At 55.1% G+C, this 21,929-nt stretch carries 19 protein-coding genes and 1 pseudogene; 11 read left to right on the forward strand and 9 right to left on the reverse strand.

Annotation, left to right across the window (positions count from 1 at the left end; translation table 11 throughout):
• Positions 1–108 precede the first annotated feature (108 nt).
• The 9 genes from OA238_RS10655 (at position 109) to OA238_RS10695 (ending at position 10,809) form a co-directional block, all read left to right on the forward strand.
• Positions 109–1,506: an aspartate aminotransferase family protein gene (locus tag OA238_RS10655; RefSeq protein WP_015495180.1), complete on the forward strand. Its 1,398-nt coding sequence runs from the start codon at positions 109–111 to the stop codon at positions 1,504–1,506.
• Positions 1,506–2,801 carry an NAD(P)/FAD-dependent oxidoreductase gene (locus OA238_RS10660; RefSeq protein ID WP_015495181.1) on the forward strand — a complete coding sequence of 432 codons (1,296 nt, stop codon included), beginning with the start codon at positions 1,506–1,508 and terminating at the stop codon, positions 2,799–2,801. Before OA238_RS10655 ends, OA238_RS10660 begins: the two co-directional genes overlap by 1 nt.
• Before the next feature lie 108 nt (positions 2,802–2,909).
• Positions 2,910–5,105, forward strand: a complete 2,196-nt coding sequence (gene katG / locus OA238_RS10665) for a catalase/peroxidase HPI (RefSeq protein WP_015495182.1) — start codon at positions 2,910–2,912, stop codon at positions 5,103–5,105.
• Positions 5,106–5,327: 222 nt separating this feature from the next.
• Positions 5,328–6,107, forward strand: a complete 780-nt coding sequence (locus OA238_RS10670; RefSeq protein ID WP_015495183.1) for an ABC transporter ATP-binding protein — start codon at positions 5,328–5,330, stop codon at positions 6,105–6,107.
• Positions 6,104–6,832: an ABC transporter ATP-binding protein gene (locus OA238_RS10675; protein WP_015495184.1), complete on the forward strand. Its 729-nt coding sequence runs from the start codon at positions 6,104–6,106 to the stop codon at positions 6,830–6,832. The genes OA238_RS10670 and OA238_RS10675 overlap by 4 nt, the downstream gene beginning before the upstream one ends.
• A 1-nt stretch (position 6,833) precedes the next feature.
• Positions 6,834–7,781 carry a branched-chain amino acid ABC transporter permease gene (locus OA238_RS10680; RefSeq protein WP_015495185.1) on the forward strand — a complete coding sequence of 316 codons (948 nt, stop codon included), beginning with the start codon at positions 6,834–6,836 and terminating at the stop codon, positions 7,779–7,781.
• A 1-nt stretch (position 7,782) separates the two neighbouring features.
• Complete coding sequence (locus OA238_RS10685) at positions 7,783–8,883, forward strand: branched-chain amino acid ABC transporter permease (RefSeq protein ID WP_015495186.1); 1,101 nt, start codon at positions 7,783–7,785, stop codon at positions 8,881–8,883.
• Positions 8,880–10,070, forward strand: coding sequence for an ABC transporter substrate-binding protein (locus tag OA238_RS10690; protein ID WP_015495187.1), 1,191 nt, complete (start codon positions 8,880–8,882; stop codon positions 10,068–10,070). The genes OA238_RS10685 and OA238_RS10690 overlap by 4 nt, the downstream gene beginning before the upstream one ends.
• Before the next feature lie 130 nt (positions 10,071–10,200).
• Positions 10,201–10,809, forward strand: coding sequence for a carboxymuconolactone decarboxylase family protein (locus OA238_RS10695; protein WP_015495188.1), 609 nt, complete (start codon positions 10,201–10,203; stop codon positions 10,807–10,809).
• A 273-nt stretch (positions 10,810–11,082) separates the two neighbouring features.
• Here the strand turns inward: OA238_RS10695 and OA238_RS35435 are convergent.
• The 5 genes and pseudogenes from OA238_RS35435 to OA238_RS10720 all read right to left on the reverse strand — a co-directional run.
• Positions 11,083–11,276, reverse strand: a pseudogene (locus OA238_RS35435) (ISNCY family transposase); the annotation flags it as partial.
• Positions 11,277–11,429: 153 nt separating this feature from the next.
• Positions 11,430–13,124, reverse strand: a complete 1,695-nt coding sequence (tnpC, locus tag OA238_RS10705) for an IS66 family transposase (RefSeq protein WP_051076424.1) — start codon at positions 13,122–13,124, stop codon at positions 11,430–11,432.
• Positions 13,125–13,193: 69 nt separating this feature from the next.
• Positions 13,194–13,541, reverse strand: coding sequence for an IS66 family insertion sequence element accessory protein TnpB (tnpB, locus tag OA238_RS10710; protein WP_015494728.1), 348 nt, complete (start codon positions 13,539–13,541; stop codon positions 13,194–13,196).
• A complete protein-coding gene (locus tag OA238_RS10715) occupies positions 13,538–13,906 on the reverse strand; it encodes a transposase (RefSeq protein WP_015494727.1) in 369 nt (122 codons plus the stop codon). The genes tnpB and OA238_RS10715 overlap by 4 nt, the downstream gene beginning before the upstream one ends.
• A gap of 290 nt (positions 13,907–14,196) precedes the next feature.
• Positions 14,197–15,444 carry an IS256-like element ISOan6 family transposase gene (locus tag OA238_RS10720; RefSeq protein WP_015494114.1) on the reverse strand — a complete coding sequence of 416 codons (1,248 nt, stop codon included), beginning with the start codon at positions 15,442–15,444 and terminating at the stop codon, positions 14,197–14,199.
• Between the two features lie 53 nt (positions 15,445–15,497).
• Here OA238_RS10720 and OA238_RS10725 point away from each other — a divergent pair, with 53 nt between their 5' ends.
• Positions 15,498–16,232: a helix-turn-helix transcriptional regulator gene (locus tag OA238_RS10725; protein WP_245581531.1), complete on the forward strand. Its 735-nt coding sequence runs from the start codon at positions 15,498–15,500 to the stop codon at positions 16,230–16,232.
• 411 nt (positions 16,233–16,643) lie between these two features.
• Here OA238_RS10725 and tsf read toward each other — a convergent pair whose 3' ends face one another.
• From tsf to OA238_RS10740, 3 genes are all read right to left on the reverse strand, one after another.
• On the reverse strand, positions 16,644–17,519 hold the full coding sequence (gene tsf / locus OA238_RS10730) for a translation elongation factor Ts (protein ID WP_015495190.1): 876 nt from the start codon (positions 17,517–17,519) through the stop codon (positions 16,644–16,646).
• Positions 17,520–17,594: 75 nt separating this feature from the next.
• Positions 17,595–18,395, reverse strand: coding sequence for a 30S ribosomal protein S2 (rpsB, locus tag OA238_RS10735; protein WP_015495191.1), 801 nt, complete (start codon positions 18,393–18,395; stop codon positions 17,595–17,597).
• Between the two features lie 211 nt (positions 18,396–18,606).
• Positions 18,607–19,617: an integrase core domain-containing protein gene (locus tag OA238_RS10740; protein ID WP_015494683.1), complete on the reverse strand. Its 1,011-nt coding sequence runs from the start codon at positions 19,615–19,617 to the stop codon at positions 18,607–18,609.
• 225 nt (positions 19,618–19,842) lie between these two features.
• Between OA238_RS10740 and OA238_RS10745 the strand changes: the two genes are divergently transcribed.
• The gene (locus OA238_RS10745; RefSeq protein WP_044036659.1) at positions 19,843–20,151 is read left to right on the forward strand and encodes a hypothetical protein; all 309 of its coding nucleotides are present in this window, start codon (positions 19,843–19,845) and stop codon (positions 20,149–20,151) included.
• 76 nt (positions 20,152–20,227) lie between these two features.
• On the opposite strand, the gene OA238_RS10750 is transcribed toward OA238_RS10745, so the two are convergent.
• Positions 20,228–21,720 (reverse strand): IS3 family transposase gene (locus OA238_RS10750; RefSeq protein WP_085982751.1). Its coding sequence is split into 2 segments (ribosomal slippage): positions 20,228–21,270 and positions 21,270–21,720, totalling 1,494 coding nucleotides; the frame shifts between segments, so codons are not numbered across the junction.
• Positions 21,721–21,929: the final 209 nt, after the last annotated feature.

Consider the following 21,929-nt stretch of genomic DNA (forward strand, 5'->3'; position numbering starts at 1 on the left):
AATCTGGCCGCAGGGTTCGTTTGACACTGCACCGAGTCTCGATATCCTGCGCATAAATCTAGGCAAGTTTTGCGCAATTGCTCACAACTTAATCACAGGACAAACCTCATGAACGTGATTTCCAACCACATGCCCACGGCTGAACTTCAGGCCTTGGACGCAGCCCACCATATGCATCCATTTACCGATAACGCGGAACTGGCAAAAACCGGCGCGCGGATCATAACAGGCGCGGACGGGGTAACGCTGACGGACAGTGAAGGCCACAAAATCCTTGATGCGATGTCGGGCCTTTGGTGCGTCAACATCGGCTATGGTCGCAAAGAACTGGCCGACGCAGCTGCGCGCCAGATGATGGAATTGCCCTACTACAACACGTTTTTCCAAACGACCCATGTGCCCGCGATTGCGCTGTCGGCCAAGCTCGCCGAACTGGCGCCGCGCGATCTGAACCATGTGTTTTATGCAGGCTCCGGTTCCGAAGCCAACGACACAAATATCCGTCTGGTGCGCCATTACTGGGCGATCAAGGGTCAGCCCGAAAAGAACATCATCATCAGCCGCAAGAACGCCTATCACGGCTCCACCTTGGGCGGCGGAAGTCTCGGCGGGATGTCGGGCATGCAGACCCAAGGCGTGCCTGTCATTCCCGGCATTCATCACATCGACCAGCCTGACTGGTGGTCGGAGGGCGGTGACATGACGCCCGAAGCGTTCGGGCTTGAACGTGCCAAACAGCTAGAGGCCGCAATTCTTGACCTTGGCGTGGACCGCGTTGCGGCCTTTATCGCCGAACCCGTCCAAGGTGCTGGTGGCGTCATCGTCCCACCCAGCACCTACTGGCCAGAAATCCAGCGAATTTGCGACGAACACGGGATCCTGCTGATCGCGGATGAGGTTATTTGCGGCTTCGGGCGTACGGGCCATTGGTTTGGGTCGGAATACTACGGTATCCGCCCCCATATCATGACAATCGCCAAGGGTCTGTCGTCTGGCTACGCGCCCATCGGCGGGTCGATTGTCTGCGATGAGATTGCAGAAACAGTCGCCAATGGAGGGGATTTTAACCATGGCTATACTTATTCGGGACATCCGGTTGCCTGTGCTGTGGCCTTGGCAAACCTGCGCATCCTGCAAGAAGAAAAGATAATTGAGTCCGTGCATGACACCATCGCGCCCTACCTTGCCCAAAAGTGGCAGGCTTTGGCCGATCACCCCTTGGTCGGTGAAGCCAAAATTGTCGGCATGATGGGGTCTATCGCAATGACTCCGCACAAAGAAAGCCAAGCCAAATTTGCCGCTGATGCGGGCACTGTCGGCATGATCTGTCGCACGCGCTGCTTTGCCAATGGTTTGGTCATGCGCCACGTCGGGGACCGGATGATCATCGCGCCGCCGCTGGTGATTTCCAAGGCAGAGATCGACACCCTGATTGAACGCGCGACCAAAGCGCTGGATGAAACGTACGAGCTGATCAAAGCCGACGGGCTTTATAAGGTTGGCTGATGGACCTGCTGAGTGCCAATGACAAAGCGGGCCAATACCCCGCATCCTATTATGCTGCGACAGCGGCACCGCTAGACCCGTTCCAAACCGCAAAGGGCGCGATAAGCTGTGATGTTTGCATCGTCGGCGGCGGGTATTCTGGGTTATCGGCGGCGCTGCATTTGGCGCAGGCGGGATACGATGTTGTGCTGCTTGAGGCGCAACGCGTGGGCTTTGGCGCATCGGGGCGCAATGGCGGGCAGGTCGGCACAGGCCAGCGGATTGGTCAGGATGACCTTGAGGGACTTGTTGATCTTGCCCAAGCCCGCGCACTCTGGGATTTATCGTTAGAATCCGTAAGTTTAGTTCGTAACCTTATAGCGAAACATGACCTTGATTGCGGATGGTCCGATGGCATCATTGAGGCCGATCACCGCGCAAAGAACGTCCCGCACAGCCATGAATACGCTGACAAATTACGCAACGAGTATGACTACGATATGATCCGACCCGTGGGGCGCGATGAAATGCGTTCACTCGTCGGATCGTCGGCCTATTACGGTGGCACCCTTGATATGGGCAGCGGCCACATCCATCCGCTGCGGTTTGCCTTGGGCTTGGCCCGCGCAGCCCACGACGCAGGTGTGCGGATACATGAACGCAGCAAGGTCACATCGGTCACGCCAGACGGCAAAGTCGGCACAGATCAAGCGCAAATCACTGCCAAACACGTCATCCTAGGTTGTAACGGCTACCTCGGTGCGCTGAACGGGCACGTCGCGCAGCGGGTCATGCCGATCAACAACTTTATCGCAGCGACGGAACCCTTGTCAGACGCCAAAGCCAGAAATCTGATCCGCGACAATCATGCCGTCGCGGACAGTAAATTCGTGATTAACTATTTCCGCCTGAGCGAGGACAACCGCATGCTGTTTGGCGGCGGTGAAAGCTATGGTTACAAGTTCCCCAAAGACATCGCCAAAACTGTGCGCAAACCGATGCTGCAAATTTTTCCGCAGCTGAAAGACACCAAAATCGACTACGCATGGGGTGGCACGGTGGGCATCACCATGAACCGGATGCCGCATTTCGCGCGGGTGTCTGACAGAGTGCTGAGCATTTCTGGCTATTCCGGCCACGGTGTCGCTTTGGCGACCTTGGCGGGCAAACTCGCCGCACAAGCCGTCGCGGGGCAGTCTGAAAAGTTCGACATTTTCAGCACCGTCCCGACACCGCGTTTCCCCGGTGGGCCACGCCTGCGCACACCACTGCTGGTGTTGGCGATGTTGTGGTATTCAATGCGTGATCGGCTTTGATGTATCGGCGGAGGTATGCGCCCAATCGCCGCCATCATAAAATTCTACTTAAACTTGTGGCGAGGCCTTGCTAGAACGATTCCAAATTAACCTATCTGGAGATTCCCCATGGACGGCGCAGACATACAAAACATGAACGAAAATCAGGGTAAATGCCCAGTCATTCACGGCACGCGGCAGGCAACTGGCACGACTGCGAACCAACATTGGTGGCCCGAATCTCTGAACCTGAAACCGCTGAACCAGAATTCGGCGCAAAGCAGTCCGATGGGCGGCGAATTTGTCTACGCCGACGCGTTCAAAGCACTTGATCTGGACGCAGTGATTGCCGATCTGACCGCGTTGATGACCGACAGCCAAGACTGGTGGCCTGCCGATTACGGCCATTACGGACCGTTCTTTATTCGCATGGCGTGGCACAGTGCGGGCACCTACCGCGTTGGTGATGGTCGTGGCGGGGCTGGGTCGGGCAGCCAGCGGTTTGCGCCGCTCAATTCATGGCCCGACAACGGCAACCTCGACAAGGCACGTCGTCTGCTTTGGCCAATCAAACAGAAATATGGCGCTGCGTTGTCATGGGCCGATCTGATGATCCTGACGGGCAATGTAGCACTTGAAACCATGGGCTTTGACACCCACGGTTTTGCCGGTGGTCGCGCAGATATATTTGAGCCTGAGGAAGATATCTATTGGGGTCCAGAAACCGAATGGCTGGGCGATGACGCGCAGCGTTATGATGATCCGCGTGAATTGATTGGCGATCTGGGTGCGGTGCAAATGGGCCTGATCTACGTCAACCCGGAAGGCCCGATGGGCAATCCTGATCCGCTGCTGTCGGCCAAAGATATCCGTGAAACGTTTCTGAAAATGGCGATGAACGACGAAGAAACCGTCGCGCTGGTTGCGGGTGGTCACACGTTCGGCAAGGCCCACGGCGCCGCTGATCCAAACGCATACGTTGGGGCAGAGCCAGAGGGCGCTTCGCTGATCGAAATGGGTCTTGGTTGGACCAACTCGTTCGGGTCCGGCACAGGTGTAGACACGATCACATCCGGCATCGAGGGCGCGTGGACACCAACACCGACCAAATGGGACATGACCTATTTCGACGTGCTGTTCGGCTACGAATGGGCGCTGACTGAATCGCCCGCTGGTGCCAAGCAATGGCAACCAGTTGATCTAAAGCCTGAGGATCAGGCGCCGACTGCGGATGGCAAGGACAAGACGTTCATCATGATGACCACCGCCGACATGGCGATGCGAATGGACCCCAGTTATGAGGCGATCTCGCGTCGGTTCCATGCAGATCCGGCCGCGTTCGCCGAGGCCTTTGCCAAGGCGTGGTACAAGCTGACGCACCGCGACATGGGCCCGTATGAATTGGGTCTGGGCAAGTGCGTTCCTGCAACGGCTGAAAGCTGGCAAGATCCAGTTCCAGCGGTTGATCATCCGTTGATTTCGGGCGCGGATGTTGATGCGCTTAAAGAAGCGATTTCGGCGTCCGGACTGACCAGCGCGCAATTGGTGTCCACCGCTTGGGCATCTGCGGCGTCGTTTCGTGGGTCCGACAAACGCGGCGGTGCCAATGGAGCGCGCGTTCGTTTGAACCCTGCCAAAGATTGGGAGGTTAATGATCCCACAGCACTGGCCTTGGTCCTCGCGAAGTTGGAACAGGTGCGCAGCGATTTTGCAAAACCGGTCTCGCTGGCGGATACAATTGTTCTGGCTGGGTCCGTGGGGGTCGAACTTGCAGCGCGCGCTGCAGGTCACACCATCACCGTGCCATTCAACGCTGGCCGCACAGATGCCAGCCAAGAAGAAACTGATGTCGAAAGCTACGCATGGCTTGAACCAAAGGCCGATGGCTTTCGCAACTACATCAAAGCAGGCGCACTGCGATCACCAGCGGAACACCTGATTGACCGTGCGCAATTGCTGACGTTGAGCGCGCCGGAAATGACCGTTCTGCTCGGTGGTTTGCGGGTGATCGGCGCCAACACTGGCGGATCACCACACGGTGTGCTGACGGACAACCCTGGAAGCCTGAGCCAGGATTTCTTCACCAATCTGCTCGATATGGGCACGGTGTGGACGGACAATGACGGTGTCATGGAAGGCCGCGCGCGAACAGGCGGCGATGTCAAATGGACAGCGACAACTGTCGATCTCGTCTTCGGGTCAAATTCGATCCTGCGCGCCCTGTCTGAGGTTTATGCATCAAGCGATGCGTCGGGCAAGTTCGTGACAGACTTCGTCGCTGTCTGGGTAAAAGTGATGGAGCTGGATCGCTTCGATCTGCGCTAAATCCGACCACATATGACTAGCGGCGCCCCCATCGGGGCGCCGTTTTACGTTGCGTCAGCAGGAAACGCAGACGAAACGACTGCACTTGCCGATGGACAAGGGCAAAACTGCGGGTTAGCAATCCTGAAGCGTTTTGCAGGGGGCAATGCGAGGCGGCCATCAACGCTGCCCACACGTCCCCAAATTTGCAATCCGCACACGCCACTTTGGGAGAGGGTGCGCATGACTTCGAGCGAGATTGTCCTCAGCGTTGCTGGGCTGACGAAAAGTTTTGGTGGCCTTCACGCCGTTCGAGGTGTCGATTTTCACGTGAACAAAGGCGCGATTGTTGGGCTGATTGGCCCGAACGGCGCGGGCAAAACCACGACATTTAACATGATCGCCGGGGAACTGCCGCCAACGGCTGGCAAAATCACCTTGCTGGGCGAAGATATCACAGGTCAACGCACGGACGTTTTGTATCACAAAGGCCTGATGCGGACCTTTCAGCTCAGCCATGAATATGCCCGCATGACGGCACTTGAAAATTTGGCAGTCGCGGCCCCAAGCCAAACCGGCGAAAGCATCTGGTCGAGCTGGTTTGCCGGCAAGTCGGTGCAGAAACGCGAAGCCGCTGTGATTGAACTGGCGCGCGACACGCTTGAATTTCTTGGCCTGACCCATGTTGGCGATGAACTGGCGGGCAATCTGTCCGGTGGTCAGAAAAAGCTCCTCGAAATCGGGCGCACGATGATGAACGACAGCAAGGTCGTTTTGTTGGATGAACCCGGGGCAGGGGTCAACCCGACCCTGATGCGCAAAGTCGCTGAAATGATTGAACAATTGAATGCAGAACGCGGCTACACCTTTTGCATTATCGAACACGACATGGACATGATCGCGCGCCTGTGCGGTAAGGTCGTCGTCCTCGCCGAGGGGCAAGTTTTGATGGAAGGCACAATGGATCAGGTTCGCAGTGATGAACGCGTCATTGATGCCTATTTTGGCGGGGAAGTGGCATGAGCATGGGTCAAACCGACGCAGTCCTGTCCCTGAACAACCTGCGTGCGGGCTACGGGCAGACCGAAATCCTGCATGATCTGTCGATCTATGTGAACCCCAACGAAATCGTCGCGATTATCGGCCCGAACGGTGCCGGTAAATCCACCGCGATGAAGGCCGTGCTGGGTCTGTTGAACATCACCGAAGGATCAGTCGTTTTGAACGGTGAAGACATCACCGACACACCCGCGCAAAAGGTCATCGAACGCGGTATTTCGTATGTTCCGCAAACCAACAATGTGTTCGTGAACCTGTCTGTGCAGGAAAACCTTGAGATGGGCGCATGGACCCGGCCCACGGGTGTCGAGGCGCGGCTCGATGAAATGTATGATCTGTTTCCGGACCTCGCAGAAAAGCGCAATCAGGCGGCGGGATCGCTGTCAGGTGGTCAACGCCAGATGGTCGCCATGGCCAAAGCGCTGATGGTGGATGCGAAGATTTTGCTGCTTGATGAACCTACTGCGGGGCTGTCGCCAAAGTATCGCGGTGAAATTTTTGCCACCATCCAAAAGATCAAAGGCACCGGCGTGCCGATCCTGATCGTTGAACAAAACGCCAAACAAGCGCTCGGCGTGTCTGATCGCGGCTATGTGCTGGTCGACGGGGCCAACAGGCACACCGGCACGGGGGCTGGCCTTGCGGCGGATCCCGAAATCGCGCGCATGTTTTTGGGCGGGGGACACTGATATGTGGGACGCATTTGGCTTTGAATTCGTCAATTTCTACCTGATCCCGGGTCTGGTGTTGGGCTGCATTTATGCGCTTGGTGCCATCGGGATCACGTTGACGTTCGGCATACTTCGGTTCGCCAACTTCGCCCACGGTGAAATTATGATGTCGGGCGCCTACCTGACGTGGACAGTCATGGCGATCGCGGGCTACGCGGGTCTGACGCTGCACCCGTTGGTGGCTATGGTGCCTGCGACGTTGCTTGTCATCTTGTTGTTTCTTGGCACCGACAAGTTTTTTTACAAACCGTTTCGCAAGGCAGACACAATCAAAGTCGTGATGGCGAGCTTTGGTATGATGCTGATTATCCGCTCTGCTGTGCAGGTGATCTGGGGGCCAAATCAGCTGACGTTCGTGCGCGGCATCGCAAAACCGAACCCCGTGCTGAGCGACTTGTCGGGTGATATTGGCATGATGTTGATCATCCCAAACAAGCACCTGTTTATATTCGCGGGCACGGTCATCATCGTGATCGCGCTGTCTTACCTGCTCAATCGCACGCGGATTGGCAAAGCCATGCGCGCAGTGTCCGACAGCCCTGATCTGGCCCATGTCACCGGCATCGACGTCGACAAAGTCATTCGCGCCACGTGGATCGTTGGTGGCATTTGCGCGACTGCCGCGGGTGTGTTCCTTGTGATGGACGTTCAGATGTTGGAGACCACGATGGGCTTCAGGATGCTTCTGCCGATGTTTGCAGCCGCCATTCTTGGCGGGATCGGCAAACCATATGGCGCGGTCTTCGGCGGCCTTGTCATTGGCCTCGCGGAAGAACTGTCCGCCTACCCGTGGATTGGCGACACCCCCCTGCTGAGCCCTGGTTATAAAACGGGCGTGGCCTTTGCTATTATGGTCATTATGCTGATTGTGCGCCCGCAAGGTCTGTTCAAGGGGAGGTCGTTCTAAGATGGAAGCTTATGTTGGATATTTCCTCTATTTCCTGTCGCTGCTGACTGTTGGCGGCATCTATTCGATCTTTGCGCTCGGGCTGAACGTCAACTGGGGCTTTGCTGGCCTGTTTAATGTCGGCATCGTCGGTTTTGCTGCCGTGGGTGCCTATACCTATGCGCTGCTGACCACCGCAGAATCGACCTACCACATTGGCGGTTTTGGTCTGCCACTGCCGTTTGGCATGTTCGCGGCCATGATGACGTCGGCTGTGATCGCAGGGTTCATTGGCCTGATCTGTATCCGGCTTCGGGCGGATTATCTGGCCATCGCCACCATCGGTATCGCTGAGATTATCAAGCTGATCCTCAAAAACGAGACAGAGATTACAAACGGTCCGCGTGGCATCAACAAGATCCCGCGCGCATGGGAACATTTCAGCGAAGAACGGTTCTACACGTCGTGGCCAATGAGCTGGTTTGGTACGCTAGAAAACTGGGAAGCGTTCTTTGACACGTTGCCAAACTGGTACTGGCAGCCGTTGTTTGCGGGCACGATTTTGCTGGTGATGTATGTGATTTATCGCATGCTGGAACGCGCGCGCACGTCGCCGTGGGGCCGCATGATGACCGCAATCCGTGAAAACGAACCCGCGGCCCGCGCCGCTGGCAAAGACGTCACGCGCCGCCGCATCGAAGCGTTCATTATCGGGGCCGCGATCATGGGTTTGGCAGGGTCGTTGTTCGCACAGCACTTGCGACTGATTGAACCGACAAACACGTTTGATCCATCTAAGGTGACGTTCCTCGTTTGGGTGATGCTGATCGTTGGCGGGTCCGGCAACAACCGCGGTGCGATGCTTGGCGCGTTCCTGATCTGGACGCTGTGGTCAGCATCCGAACTTTTTATCACTGGCGCTATAGATTTGATTGGAAACATCTTCTCGACGCTTGATCCAAGCATTTTGCAGACACGGGCAGGGTTCTTGCGTATGATGTTGATTGGTATTCTGATGCAAGTGATCCTCCAACGATATCCTGGAGGGATACTACCCGAGGTGAGACCCGCATCACCGAAGGCCGATAAAAACATCGCGGGAACAACGGGAGAGTCCAAATGAAAAATCTATTAATGGCAACGGCCGCGACACTGCTCGCGACGTCCGCAATTGCTGATGTAAACATCGGCAATCCAATGGCGATGACAGGCCCAATTCCGGACCTGAACGCGCCAATCGCTGCGGCTGTTGATCTGGCTGCAGCCAACATCAACGCACAAGGCGGCATGTTTGCAGATGGCGAAACGCTCAACATCATCCGTGCGGATTCCGCATGTGACCCAGTTGCAGCTGTCGACGCTGTCACCAAGCTGATCAACGTAAACGGTGTGACTGCAATCGTTGGACCGGTGTGTTCGGGCGCCACAATCGCACAGGCTGAATCAGTTGCAATTCCGGCTGGTGTGCTGACGCTGTCCGTGTCCGCATCTTCCCCAGCGATCACCAATATGGAAGACGGCACAGACCTGATGTTCCGCGCCGCTGCGTCTGACGCATACCAAGGCGTTGCACTGGCCGAACTGGCCATGGCAAACGGGTTCACCGACATCGCCGTTTCCTATGCAAACGACGACTACAACGCGGCGATCGCAGAAGTCTTCGTTCAAGCCTATGAGGGCATGGGCGGCACGATCACAGCCAATGAAGCACACGAGCCCAACAAAGCATCCTATCGTTCCGAAGTTGCGACAATCGGTGCAACGTCTGAAAACCTCGCCTTGTTCTCGTACTACGGCTCTGGCGGCATCACATTGATGCGCAACGCGCTCGAAACCGGTGCGTTTACGAACTTCATCGGCGCTGACGGCATGTTGTCAGATGAGCTGATCGAACAGATCGGTGCTGAAAACCTGATGACGTCGACGTTCACGACATCCGCATCTGACGCCAGCACACCATCGTTCGCAGCATGGAAAGCAATCGCAGACGAAGCAGGCGTTCCGGCGTCTGATCCGTTTGTGGCCAACGGCTACGACGCGACGTTCATGATGGCGCTGGCAATCGAAGCCGCGGGCAACGACGGCCGCGAAGGCCTGTCCGAGCATCTACGCGCTATCGCATCTGCACCTGGCGAAGTAATCCTGCCAGGTCAGTGGGCTGAAGCCAAAGCGATCCTCGCGGCGGGTGGCGACATCAACTATGAAGGTGCCGCTGGCAACCAAGACTTCGACGAGAATGGCGACGTCGCTGGTAACTTCTCAAAGTCAGTCATCGTTGATGGCGCATGGGCTGCGGAACTGATCCAGTAAGCGATCTGTTCCTCTAAGATTGAAATGCCGGAGCCTTAGGGTTCCGGCATTTTTCGTTTCAGGGCAGGGGTCTAGACATGACCCGACCCGCGACCCACTATGGTTACCGACAGCTCTTAAAGGAAATCCCATGCCTTGGATCGAAACGATTGCTTACGGCGACGCAACCGGCAAACTCAAGACGTTGTATGATCGCGTCAAAGGGCCAGACGACAATGTCGACAACATCATGATGATGCATTCGCTGCGCCCACATTCGATGGAAGGGCACATGGCGATCTACAAATATATCCTGCATCACTCCGGCAATACGATCCCGAAATGGTTTCTCGAAGTGCTAGGGGTTTGGGTCAGCTCGCTTAACGAATGTAACTATTGTGTCGAACACCATTTTTCCGGAATGAAGCGTCTGTTGGACGATGATCCGCGCGCCGATGCAATCCGCGTCGCAATTGAGAGCCGCGATCTTGCAGCCATGCCGCTGGACGCTGCGCAGAAATGTGCGATGGACTATGCACGCGTCTTAACCCGAGATCCTGCTGGCTTAACCGAAAATCACGTCATTGCATTGCGCGATATGGGCTACACCGACGGTGAAATCCTTGAGATCAATCAAGTCAGCGCATATTTCAGCTACGCCAACCGCACAGTCTTGGGGCTGGGATGTTCCACAACTGGGGATATTTTGGGGTTGTCACCAAACAAGTCCGACAATCCAGATGATTGGAACCATAGCTAATGTTGCAATCAAGTAGAAATGTCCGTCATTCCGCAAAGTAGAAATGTCTCACTTGGTGGTGTGGGAACATGGCTGGGCTGGGTGGAGACCTCACACATCGCAGCCCTGACCAGCCATGCGGTCGGGGTCATTGTGCGGCGCGTGATGCGGGTTTCTTGGCCTTCTCCTTAGCTCGTTAGTCAGCTTTGAATTCCAACCATCATTGCGTTTGCCGGTTGGCTGATAACGCGTCGCTTGCTTGCCTGCGCAGCGTTTTTTTGGAGCTACTTTGACCTGTTCGGCTTTGATATGCTCCAGGACCACGCTGAGATGTTTGTTCTCTGTGATCGCCGCATGGGTCACGCGCTGGTCTTTGTCGAAGGCGGCGTAGGGGATTGAAACACCCTACCAGCGGACCTCAAATCGCCCGCCTGGGAGGCAAACGTGTCCACATATTTTCCCGGCAACCCGCGCGTCATCTCATTTTTGCAGATGTGGGACATTCTAACTTTGCGCGTACATCAATAATTCGTATAATAAGTATTATGTAAAATATAGTCATCTAAAACGATATCGATATAGTCAGCCCCGTCAGATACTTACCGCTATACGTTCATCGTAAGCATCAACGCTGCCCTTGATCAAGCTGCGTCTTTTGCCTCGGCCTCGGCGTTTTTAGCATCGATCATGTCCTGATAGGCCCACGGCATGAGATCGTTGATACGGTTTGCTTGATGGTCCTGGATGCGTTCCAGCACCCATGCGAGCCAGGCTTCGGGATTCACTTTGTTCATCTTGGCGGTCTCTATCAACGTATAAGCAATTGCTGCAGATTTGCCGCCTGCTTCTGATCCCATGAAGAGATAGTTTTTGCGTCCCACGGCCACAGGGCGCACTGCGCGCTCGGCTGTGTTGTTGTCCAGCTCAAGAAAGCCGTGATCAAGATAGGGCCGTGCCTTTGGCAGGCGCGCCAGTGCATATTTGATCGCCTTGGCCAGCGGCGTCTTGCTAGAGATCTTGCCCAGTTGCTCTTTAAGCCAGACTTCCAGGTCATCAAAGATCGGCTTGGCGTATTCCTGACGCAGGGCCACGCGTTCCGCAGGGGGCAGGAACCGCGCTTGTGTCTCAACATCATAGAGCTTTTTAATCCGCAGCACGGCTTCGCCCGCCACGGGCAGCTTTGTGCTTTCATAAAGGTCAAAGAACTCACGCCGCACATGGGCCATGCATGCCATCTCTTTGACCCGCCCCGTGCGGTAGGCGTCATTATACCCAGCATAGGCATCCGCATGGGCGTAGCCTTCATAGCTTTCGAGATGCTTGCTGGGATGCTCCGCCTCACGGCTGGTGGAGAACTGGTACCACACCGCAGGTGGAGCTCCGCTGGCCCAAGTGTCTTCTTTTCGGGCATAGACCCACAGTCGCGCGGTTTTGGTCTTATTCTTTCCTTTGCCATTGCCCTTCTGGAGCAGCTTGACCGTTGTGTCATCCATGAAGATCGCCTGCGCCTCAAAGACGTGATCGCGGATTGCATCTGAGACGCGCTCCAGCAGTTTGGTGCATTTGCCGACCCATCCCGCCATGAGCGATCCACTCAGATCAATGCCCTCGTTGGCAAACATCTGGCTCTGGCGATACAGCGGCAGATGATAGCCGTATTTACAGCACAGGATGTGGGCCATCAGCGCGGGGCCGACAAAGCTCTTCGGAATGGGTCGGCTTGGCATCTCAGCCTGAACAACGGCCTCACAACAGGTGCAGGCCAGACGCGGGCGGCCAATTTGGTTCACGATGTAATGTCCCGGGACATATTCCAACTCCTCCATCACATCCGTTCCAAGCACTTTGAAGCTGCCGCCACAGTCGGTGCAAGCATCACTGGGGGTGATGGTCTTTTGGACACGCTTCAGCCCCTTTGGGAAAGGTTTGCGCTTGCGCGGTGTGCGGGGCGGCTTGGCCTCAGCGTCAGAGGGTTCATCATCTGTCTCAACGGCTTGTTCGATCTCAAGTTCTTCAAGGATCAACTCAAGCGCCAGCTGTGCACTGCTTTCCGACTTTGAGCCAAAGCGGTGCTTGTTGTGACCGTGGAGTTGCAGGCGCAGATCGGCGATGATGGTGTCTCGGTTCTGGATGGCCCGCGCATGAGCGGTGCGCTCGGCACTCAGGGCGGCGTCCACTGATGCCATCTCATCCTTGAGGCGTTTTTGTACCGTCGCATGGCCAAGGGATGACCCGAGAAACGCTTGCTTCAGCTCTGACAATTCCGCTGTTTGCGCGGCAACGTATGCCTGTACTTCAGGGGGCAGATTAGTCAGATTTGGAGGGGTCTTACTCATGCCATTACATACCAAATCTCGGGCATCATGGGAATCCCACAAAGGCAAGAAGTCCTATAAAACATACAGCTATCCAACCATACTTGGACGCCATGTCTTCTTGAGAATACGCCAGTCTATGCCTTCCATCAGCATCGCAAGCTGTGCGCGGCTTAGGCTGACTTTACCTTCCTTGACTGAGGGCCATACGAACCGTCCACGTTCAAGCCGTTTGGTAAACAGGCACGCGCCCTGACCATCCCACCAGATCATCTTGATCTGATCGCCACGACGGCCACGGAACAAAAATAGATGCCCCGCGTAAGGGTCAGCTGCAAGAACCTGCGCGGTCTGCGCCGCCAGCCCGTTGAAGCCGCGCCGCATATCCGTAACTCCTGCGGCAAGCCAGATCTTCGCATCCCCCAAAACAGGGATCATGCTGCAAGTCCTCGCGCCAGTTCCAGCACAAAGCCAGCATCAACCCCGTCGCTCACGCTCAGCTTGCGACCGTTCTCAAGTGTGATCTCAATATGGGGGACAGGTAAGATGCTGGTGCCGGATGACGCAGGCGTGTCCACCATACCCGCATCGGCAATCTCTACGGGGGTGAACTGGCCTATATCTGATTTGTCAGGCTGAAACCGCCCATCGCTGCGCCATGCATAAATCCGGTTGGTGCCCACACCGTGCTTCTTGGCAACCATTGGAACACTCACGCCAGCAGTGTGGCTTTCCGCTACAAGCTGTCGCTTGAAATCATCCGTGTATTTGGAACCTCGGCCACGCCTAGTCTTGTTCATCATCAAAATCCTCATATCGCGCCAGCCATATCGCCAGCTTCGCGCAATAATCGCACCTTAGATCATGCCAAAAAAAGAGGGGGTTCCCTGTATGTTTACCGTTCATCTAAGAGCCTCCACAGCTGATCCTGCAGTCAAATATTCTTTCCAGCCTCCATTAATCGATGCTAGCGTCAACGAATAGCTGATTTGACCGCACATCTTCACGCAATTACCAATGCGCAAACCGTTGAAACGCTGTGGGCTCTGCACACTAAGAGTTATTGTCAAATCTGGTGTTTGAGTATTGTTGGTCATGCGGTGATCTGGTCGGGGTTTGTGGTTTCGATTCCGTCTTTGAACGTGACGCCTGTGATGACTTTTGCGAGGTAGTCAAAGCCGCGTAGCTTCCTCCAATTTTGCTCAGCACATTGCCCCAGTTTGAACATCATGTGCAGCATGCCATCGCGTGACAGGCAGCCCTTTGAACGCTTGGTACGATGCCGGATCGTCGCGAAGGCCGATTCAATTGGATTGCTAGTGCGGATGCTTTGCCAATGCTGCGCCGGGAAGTCGAAGAATGCCATGAGTTCCTCACGATCTTTTTGCAGGCATAGTGTGGCCTTGGGATATTTGGGTTCGTAGGTTTTGATGAACAGATCGAACGCCTTTTCTGCATCGACTTTGGTCTCGGCCTGCCAGATGTCGTGCAGCGCGGCCTTGGCTTTTGGCTGAGACAGCTTGGGTAAACAATTGAGCACGTTCATCGTTTTGTGTTGCCAACAGCGTTGATGGCGGGTCTCAGGATAGACTTCGTCCATGGCCGCCCAAAACCCCATGGCACCGTCCCCGATGGCCAGTTTGGGCGCATTCATGCCTCGGCTTTTGAGGTTAAGCAGAACCTCGCGCCAGCTCTGCGTGGACTCGCGCACCCCATCCTCAATTGCCAGAAATCGCTTCTTGCCACGGGCAGTTACCCCAATAATAACAAGGGCACAGAGCTTGTCATCCTCGCCCCGAAGGCCGCTGTGAACGCCGTCGGCCCAGATATAGACGATGGGCTCGTCATCTAACTCAGCGCCTTTCCAAGCCTCGTATTCATTGGCCCAATCGCGTTTTAAACGCGAAACCGTATTAGCCGACAAGCCAACGGCATCTGGGCCCAGAAGAACCTTGAGGGCGGGAGCCATCTCGCCGCTGGAGATCCCTTTGAGGTAAAGCCATGGCAAGGCCGCTTCCAGCGTCTTCGTGCGGCGCACATAGGGCGGCACCAGGGCAGACCGGAATGTCACCGGTGTGCCGTCCTTGGACCGAACCTTTGGAATGCGCACGCTCACAGGGCCAATGCCCGTTTGAAACGGGCGGGCAGGATGATGTCCATTACGCACGACTGCCGCGTGACCGGCATCGGTGCGTAAGCCGGTAAATTGCGCCAAATAACTGACAAGCTCAGCCTCAACTGCTGTCGCGATCAATTGTTGTGCTCCCGTTTTCAGCAACTCCGTCAACGCGTCCGTCATCTCGTCTCGACGCGCAAAATCAACAATGTTAGTAGTTCCCATGGTGGTGTATCTCCTTTGGTTGGGCTGCTGTCTTCCAACAACAATTCAACCAGATACGCCGCCAACCTTCAAACCACTCAAACACCAGATTCAGTCATAGCTCGCACACTAACCGCATGACCTCCTATGGGTTTGATCGGATCATCTATGGTTTTACGCATTATCGCAGTGGCCGCTCATTGGGCGATCCGCAAGACTGGGTGCTGCTGACGAACCATGGCGACAGCTATATGGAAGAGTTTCTTGGCAAAGGTCATCTGTACAATGCACCGATGATCCGTTGGGCGCTGGCCAACACCGGCGCATGTTCTTGGCGCTGGATGGCCGAACCGGGCAATCTGTCGGAGGCCAAAAAGATCGTTGTCGGCTTCAATTTGGGCCAGAATGTTACCGCGGGCTACACGGTCAGTTTTCTAAGTATCACCGAACGCACCAAAGGCGCGACAGCATTGACGGCAAAGGCAGGCATGTCACAGGACGAGGTCGAGGAGATTTGGGCCAAGCATGGCGATGAAATCACCGTCATCAACAACGTGATGCACCTCAAAATCCAGACCCTGCCCTATTCGCAACGCCACATGACCAAACGCCAACGTGAAGTATTGCAGTGGGTTGGCGACGGTAAAACCACCCAGGATATCGCCATTTTGCTGGAACTGACGCCGGCAACAATCGAAAAACACCTACGCCTTGCACGCGAAGCACTGGACGTGGAAACCACTGCGCAAGCCGTTCTAAAGGCTGCATTTTATAATCAGATGTTTGTGATCGAATCTGAAGCCGCATAGCAATTTCGACGCTGAAAACCGCGCTTTAGTTCGCGGCGCTAAGTCAAAAGACTACCAAAGGTATGGTTTCCCTGACTGTAGTTTCCCCTACGTAAATGACAATCTAACACTGTTCCGTGAGTGGTGGCCTAAGGCCTGGGAGCAACTGATATGACCCCTTGAGATTTCAAGGCTCGCGTATTGGTACCGGGAAACCGGACGCTGATCTGTTTTGGCTAAGCCTTGACAGATCAGCAACCTGAGTAGGTCGCGCGTTGTATTTTATCCCTGTGATGCGCGAACCAGGCGGCCCTTCGATTTCCCATCAAAGGGCCGCCGTTTCGAGTCAAAATTCGAAACGATCCAAACGTAAAAGACCGCCCAAAATGAGCGGCCTTTCAGTATGTTAGATGCAACACTTAATGTTGCATATTAGCCGTTAAGCTTCGCAACTTCAGCTGCGAAATCTTCTTTTTCAACTTCAATGCCTTCGCCAACTTCCAAGCGTGCAAAACCGGTGATGGTAGCGCCAGCATCAGCGACCGCCTGCCCCACAGTCACGTCTGGGTTCACGACGAACGCTTGGCTCAGCAGCGTAGATTCCGCGACGAATTTCTTCATACGGCCGACGATCATCTTTTCGATCACCGCTTCTGGCTTACCACTTTCGCGCGCGATGTCCATTTGGACCTGCTTTTCTTTTTCGACAACAGCCGCGTCCATGTCATCCTCGGACAGCGCTGCGGGGTTCACAGCTGCGATATGCATCGCGATCTGTTTGCCCAAACCTTCATCGCCGCCGGTCATTGCGACCAGAACACCGATGTTGCCCATTTTACCGGGAACAGCTGCGTTGTGCACGTAGCTGATGATCACATCGCCGCTCAGCACGCTCATGCGGCGCACGGACATGTTTTCGCCAATGATTGCGACAGCGTCTGTGACAGTTTGCTCAACAGATTTGCCGCCCATGTCAGCCGCTTTAAGCGCCTCGACATCGTCAACAGTCAGTGCGATTTCAGCGATGCCCGAAACCATTTTCTGGAAATCTGAGTTCTTGCCGACGAAGTCGGTCTCGGAGTTCACTTCAACAGCAATGCCTTTACCGTCTTTTACGGCAACGGCCACGAGGCCTTCAGCCGCGGTGCGACCGGACTTCTTTGCGGCTTTCGCCAGGCCCTTGGTGCGCAGCCAATCGACCGCCGCTTCCATGTCGCCATCGGTTTCGGTCAACGCTTTTTTCGCGTCCATCATGCCTGCGCCTGTGGAGTCACGTAGTTCTTTCACCAATGCAGCTGTAATCGCCATCTTTGGTCTCCTTGATGATAAATTGAGTGCCGGAGGCGTGCGTCGCCTCCGGTCTTATGTCACTGCGCGCCAGCCTTACTTAGCGGCTGTTGCGTCTTCAACAACAGGTGCAGCTTCAGCAACAGCTTCAGCGACTTCTTCTTCAACCGAGGCTTCCATCTCACCGATGTCGATGCCAGCAGCGCCCATTTGTGCCGTCATACCGTCGAGCGCTGCGCGGGCAGCCAAGTCAGTATAAAGCGCGATGGCGCGGGCTGCGTCGTCGTTGCCCGGGATGATGTAGTCAATGCCGCTTGGCGAACAGTTGGTGTCCACAACAGCCACAACTGGGATGCCCAGCTTGTTGGCTTCCGCGATTGCCAGCCCTTCTTTGTTGACGTCGATGACGAACAACAGATCAGGAACACCGCCCATTTCGCGGATACCGCCAAGGGATGCTTCAAGCTTGCCTTGCTCACGCTCCATGCCAAGACGCTCTTTCTTGGTGAGACCTTCAAAGCCGCGCTCGGCTGCTTCGTCGATGTTCTTTAGGCGCAGGATCGATTTCGACACGGTCTGCCAGTTGGTCAGCGTTCCGCCGAGCCAACGGTGGTTCATATAGAACTGTGCGGACTTTTCTGCAGCGTCTTTGATAGGTGATTGTGCCTGACGCTTGGTGCCGACGAACAGCACGCGGCCGCCTTTGGCCACAGTTTCGCGCACAACATTAAGAGCCGCGTCCAACATTGGCAGCGTCTGTGTGAGGTCCATGATGTGGATGCCATTGCGCTGGCCGTAGATGAATTTTTGCATCTTCGGGTTCCACCGCTGTTTTTGGTGGCCGAAGTGAACGCCTGCTTCGAGAAGCTGGCGCATAGTAAACTCTGGAAGAGCCATGGTCGTTTCCTTTCCGGTTTCAATAGCCTTGGACGGAGGTATCAGACCGCTACATTTCTGAAGAAAGCAAAGGTCCAACCGGTGGATGGATCAGGATTTCTCCCCGATGCACCCGCCCCCGTCTGGGGATTTCGTGTCGCGCGTATAGAACGCGGTATCACGCAGCGCAAGTGCATCCGCGACAGGTGTATAGGTTCAGGTGTTTTGAGACTCACACGACTTTGGCCTGAGTGATTCGAATGTACTCCATTGGTGTCTTGCCTTTCAAGGCATGATGAGGCCTGAATGTGTTGTATTTATCGACGGCTTTTCGAAGTTCAAACCGCATCGCTCCTATGCTGTCGGCAATGAGATCACGACATGCATAGAACTCTTCGCGGAAGGTGCGGTTACCGCGCTCGACACCACCGTTGTATTTTGGCCTTGCTGGCGGCAGCACAATGAGCGGGATCTCCATCTGTTCGCACGCTGTCTCAAAATCGGCCATAAACTCAGACCCGCCATCGACTTGAATTGAGATGATCTTATAGGGAGCTATTTCCACGAGTTCTTGCAAAAACCGTTTGGCAGAGCGTGCCGTGGCATTCGAATAAACTTGCGCGTGGATATGCTTGCTACACCTCTCCCAGGCTTGAAAGTGTTTGCACGTGACGCCGTTCTTCGTGGCAGTCATATGATCGATCTGCACACGCTCGCCAACCACAATATCTTTGTAATCCCTATATTTCCATCCCTTGGCATGCCCCTTGGAAAAATTACGCTTGCGCTTTTGGGGCGCAGATCTTGATCGTGTGATCAGGCCTTTTTTCCTTAGAAAGCTCAAAATGCGCCCCACGGTGCTATCGCTCATGGTTTGCTTTTTGTCGCGACGCAAGATGGCCCCTATTTTCTCCTTACCGTAGGTTTCATTGTCGCGGCGGGCCTCAAGCACCAATTGCTTTTCTGCCTCGCCCCACTGTGACTTGTTGCAGCGTTTGGGAGCCTTTGAAGGCGGTATGATTGCCTGCGCCAAATCCTTCAAAATACGCTTGTGACGGTAATATGTCGCGCGCGAGATGCCGACGAATTCAGCGCACTTTGATAGAGAAACGCCCTCTGTACGTAAGTCGTCCCATTGCCGAACCTGACCTTCGTATTTGATACGGTACACGTCCAAACATTCTTGTGTCCGCGCCCAAGCATAAAGTTTATAAACGTTCTTGTGCAGTCCGATGATTTGCATATTGGCCTCGTGAGCTGGTTTCTTTCAATTCTCAGTCTCCGAGGTCGCCTAAATCTTGGCAACAAAATTTTGTCTCACATCTATCTGAACTTATTCACAGGACGTGTGTGTTCTGGAGAAAGGCATACTACACGACAGTAAGGCATACTACACGACAGTAGGGTGGTTGAGGGTGCCAGAAGGTGATTTAGGAGCGGACTCTTATCGCTAAAAAAGGTTCCACTGATGATCACGAAAGCCCTGACGACCCTCAAGAAGATGTTATCCCCCCATTTAGAGTTGAGCAACACTCGCCTTGAAACGATGTGCCTCTTGATCATGGGAATGGTGAATGCCCGGACGGTAAATTTGAGCCATCTGGCCTGTGAGTTTCCTACCGATAGCAAGGTTGAAAGCACCTACCGTCGCCTACAACGCTTTTTCCAGCATGTTGATCTTGGCTCGGATTGGGCGGCCCCCTTGCTTGTTAAAATGATTGGTTCTGGCCCCACCTGGCATTTATGCTTGGACCGAACAAATTGGAAAATTGGCTAACGCCATGTCAACTTCTTGGTCTTAGCCATTGTCACACGGAACGTGTCAACGACTTTGAGACAGTGGCTTTTGGACTTTAGGCTTGGGTTTCTTCGGTTGGTTTTGGTGGGTTGATCCAGACGGCGGTCGGGATTTGAGGCGGTTTTGGTGGTTTGTGTACGAAGCGTTCGGGCGTGGCGAGGAATGCCGCGTCTAGTGTTGCTTGTCGCGCGGTGTAGATTTCTTGGGCCTGCCCAAAATGGATTTGGTCGGGCGTCATCAGACCAATCCCGGCGTGATGATGGTCTTGGTTATACCATGCAAAGAACCTGCGGCAGAATGCGCGAGCCTGCTCGATGGTTTCAAAGTTCTTGGGGAACTCTGGCTGATATTTCAGTGTTTTGAAGTGGGCTTCGGAGAACGGGTTGTCGTTTGAGGTGTGGGGCCGACTGTGGAACTTGAGCACACCAAGATCAACCAGCATCAGGGCTGTCGTCTTTGCCTTCATGGGCCCACCGCGATCTGCATGCAATGTCAGCTGATCGCGTGGAACCTCGTGTTTTTCCATCGCGTCGATGAACAGCTCTTTGAACTGGCTGGCGCTCTCCGCGTGCTCGACGCGCCAGCCAACAACGCGGCGGCTGAAGATGTCGAGGATGACATAGAGATAGAAGTAGGACCATTTCACCGGGCCCCTCAGCTTGGTGATGTCCCAAGACCAGACCTGATTGGGGGCTTCAGCTAGAAGTTCAGGCTTTTGATAGACGGGATGTGTGCGCTGTCGGCGGCGTTCGCCAACTTCGCCCTGCGCGGCCAATATCCGATACATCGTGCGGATTGAACACAGATAGGTGCCTTCATCCAGCAAGGTGGCAAAGACCTCTGTGGGCGTCTGATCCGCAAAGCGGGGTTCGCGCAGGTGGTGCAATACCTGGTCTCTTTCCCTTTCCGGCAGAGCCCGCGAAGACGCTGCGCGCGGTGGGCGTGTGCGTGGTGGTGCCGTCAGCGCCTCACGCTGTCGAAGAACGCTCGCGCGCGATAATGATAGCGCGGCGCAGACAGCCGAGGTCAAGCCGCTGCCGGTGGGCAATGCAATCGCGACGGCCATCATGATTTGCCGCTGCGCTCTTGCGTCTGCTCCATCTCGTCCAGAAGTCCCACCACTTTTTTTTGGATGGCAATGATGGCTTCCGCCTGATCCAGACGGCGCCGCAAGGCTGTCACCTCACGGTTGGCCTTGGCCAGCTCAGCTTGCAATGGATTGGCAGGTGCCTTTTGTGGGCCACGGCGCATTGGCTGCAATGCACCCAATGTGCCGGCCGCCCGCGCACGGCGCCAATCGGTCAGTGCAGAGGAATAAAGCCCCTCCCGCCGTAGAATGGCGGAAACCCCGCCAGTGTCTGCCACTTGGTCCGTCTCATCCAGAATGCGCAGTTTGTATTTGGCTGTGAAGTTGCGTCGCTTCGGGATGCTCGTCAGTTCCGCTGTGGGAGCCAACGGCGCATTAACAACGCGGGGAGGCGACGTTGGGGCCAAAACGGCTCCAGATCCAGCATCTGGCGAAAGTGGTGATTGTGAAGGCATAACCATGGGTTCGTTCTCCTACGCCCTCAAGTGTAAACTTTAGCCAGTCAATTGTCTCACGCTTATTGGCACGGAGGGACACGCCGCCACCGTATTCCGTTGATGTGGAGCGTTTTGGGGCGTGCAGGGAACAGCGATACTGCTCAGCGCATTGCCTTGATGAAACGTTATCTGTCGGTGTTTGAGGTCTCCACCATCAAGTTCTTGTTAGCGGA

The organism is Octadecabacter arcticus 238 (assembly GCF_000155735.2).
Lineage (GTDB): Bacteria > Pseudomonadota > Alphaproteobacteria > Rhodobacterales > Rhodobacteraceae > Octadecabacter > Octadecabacter arcticus.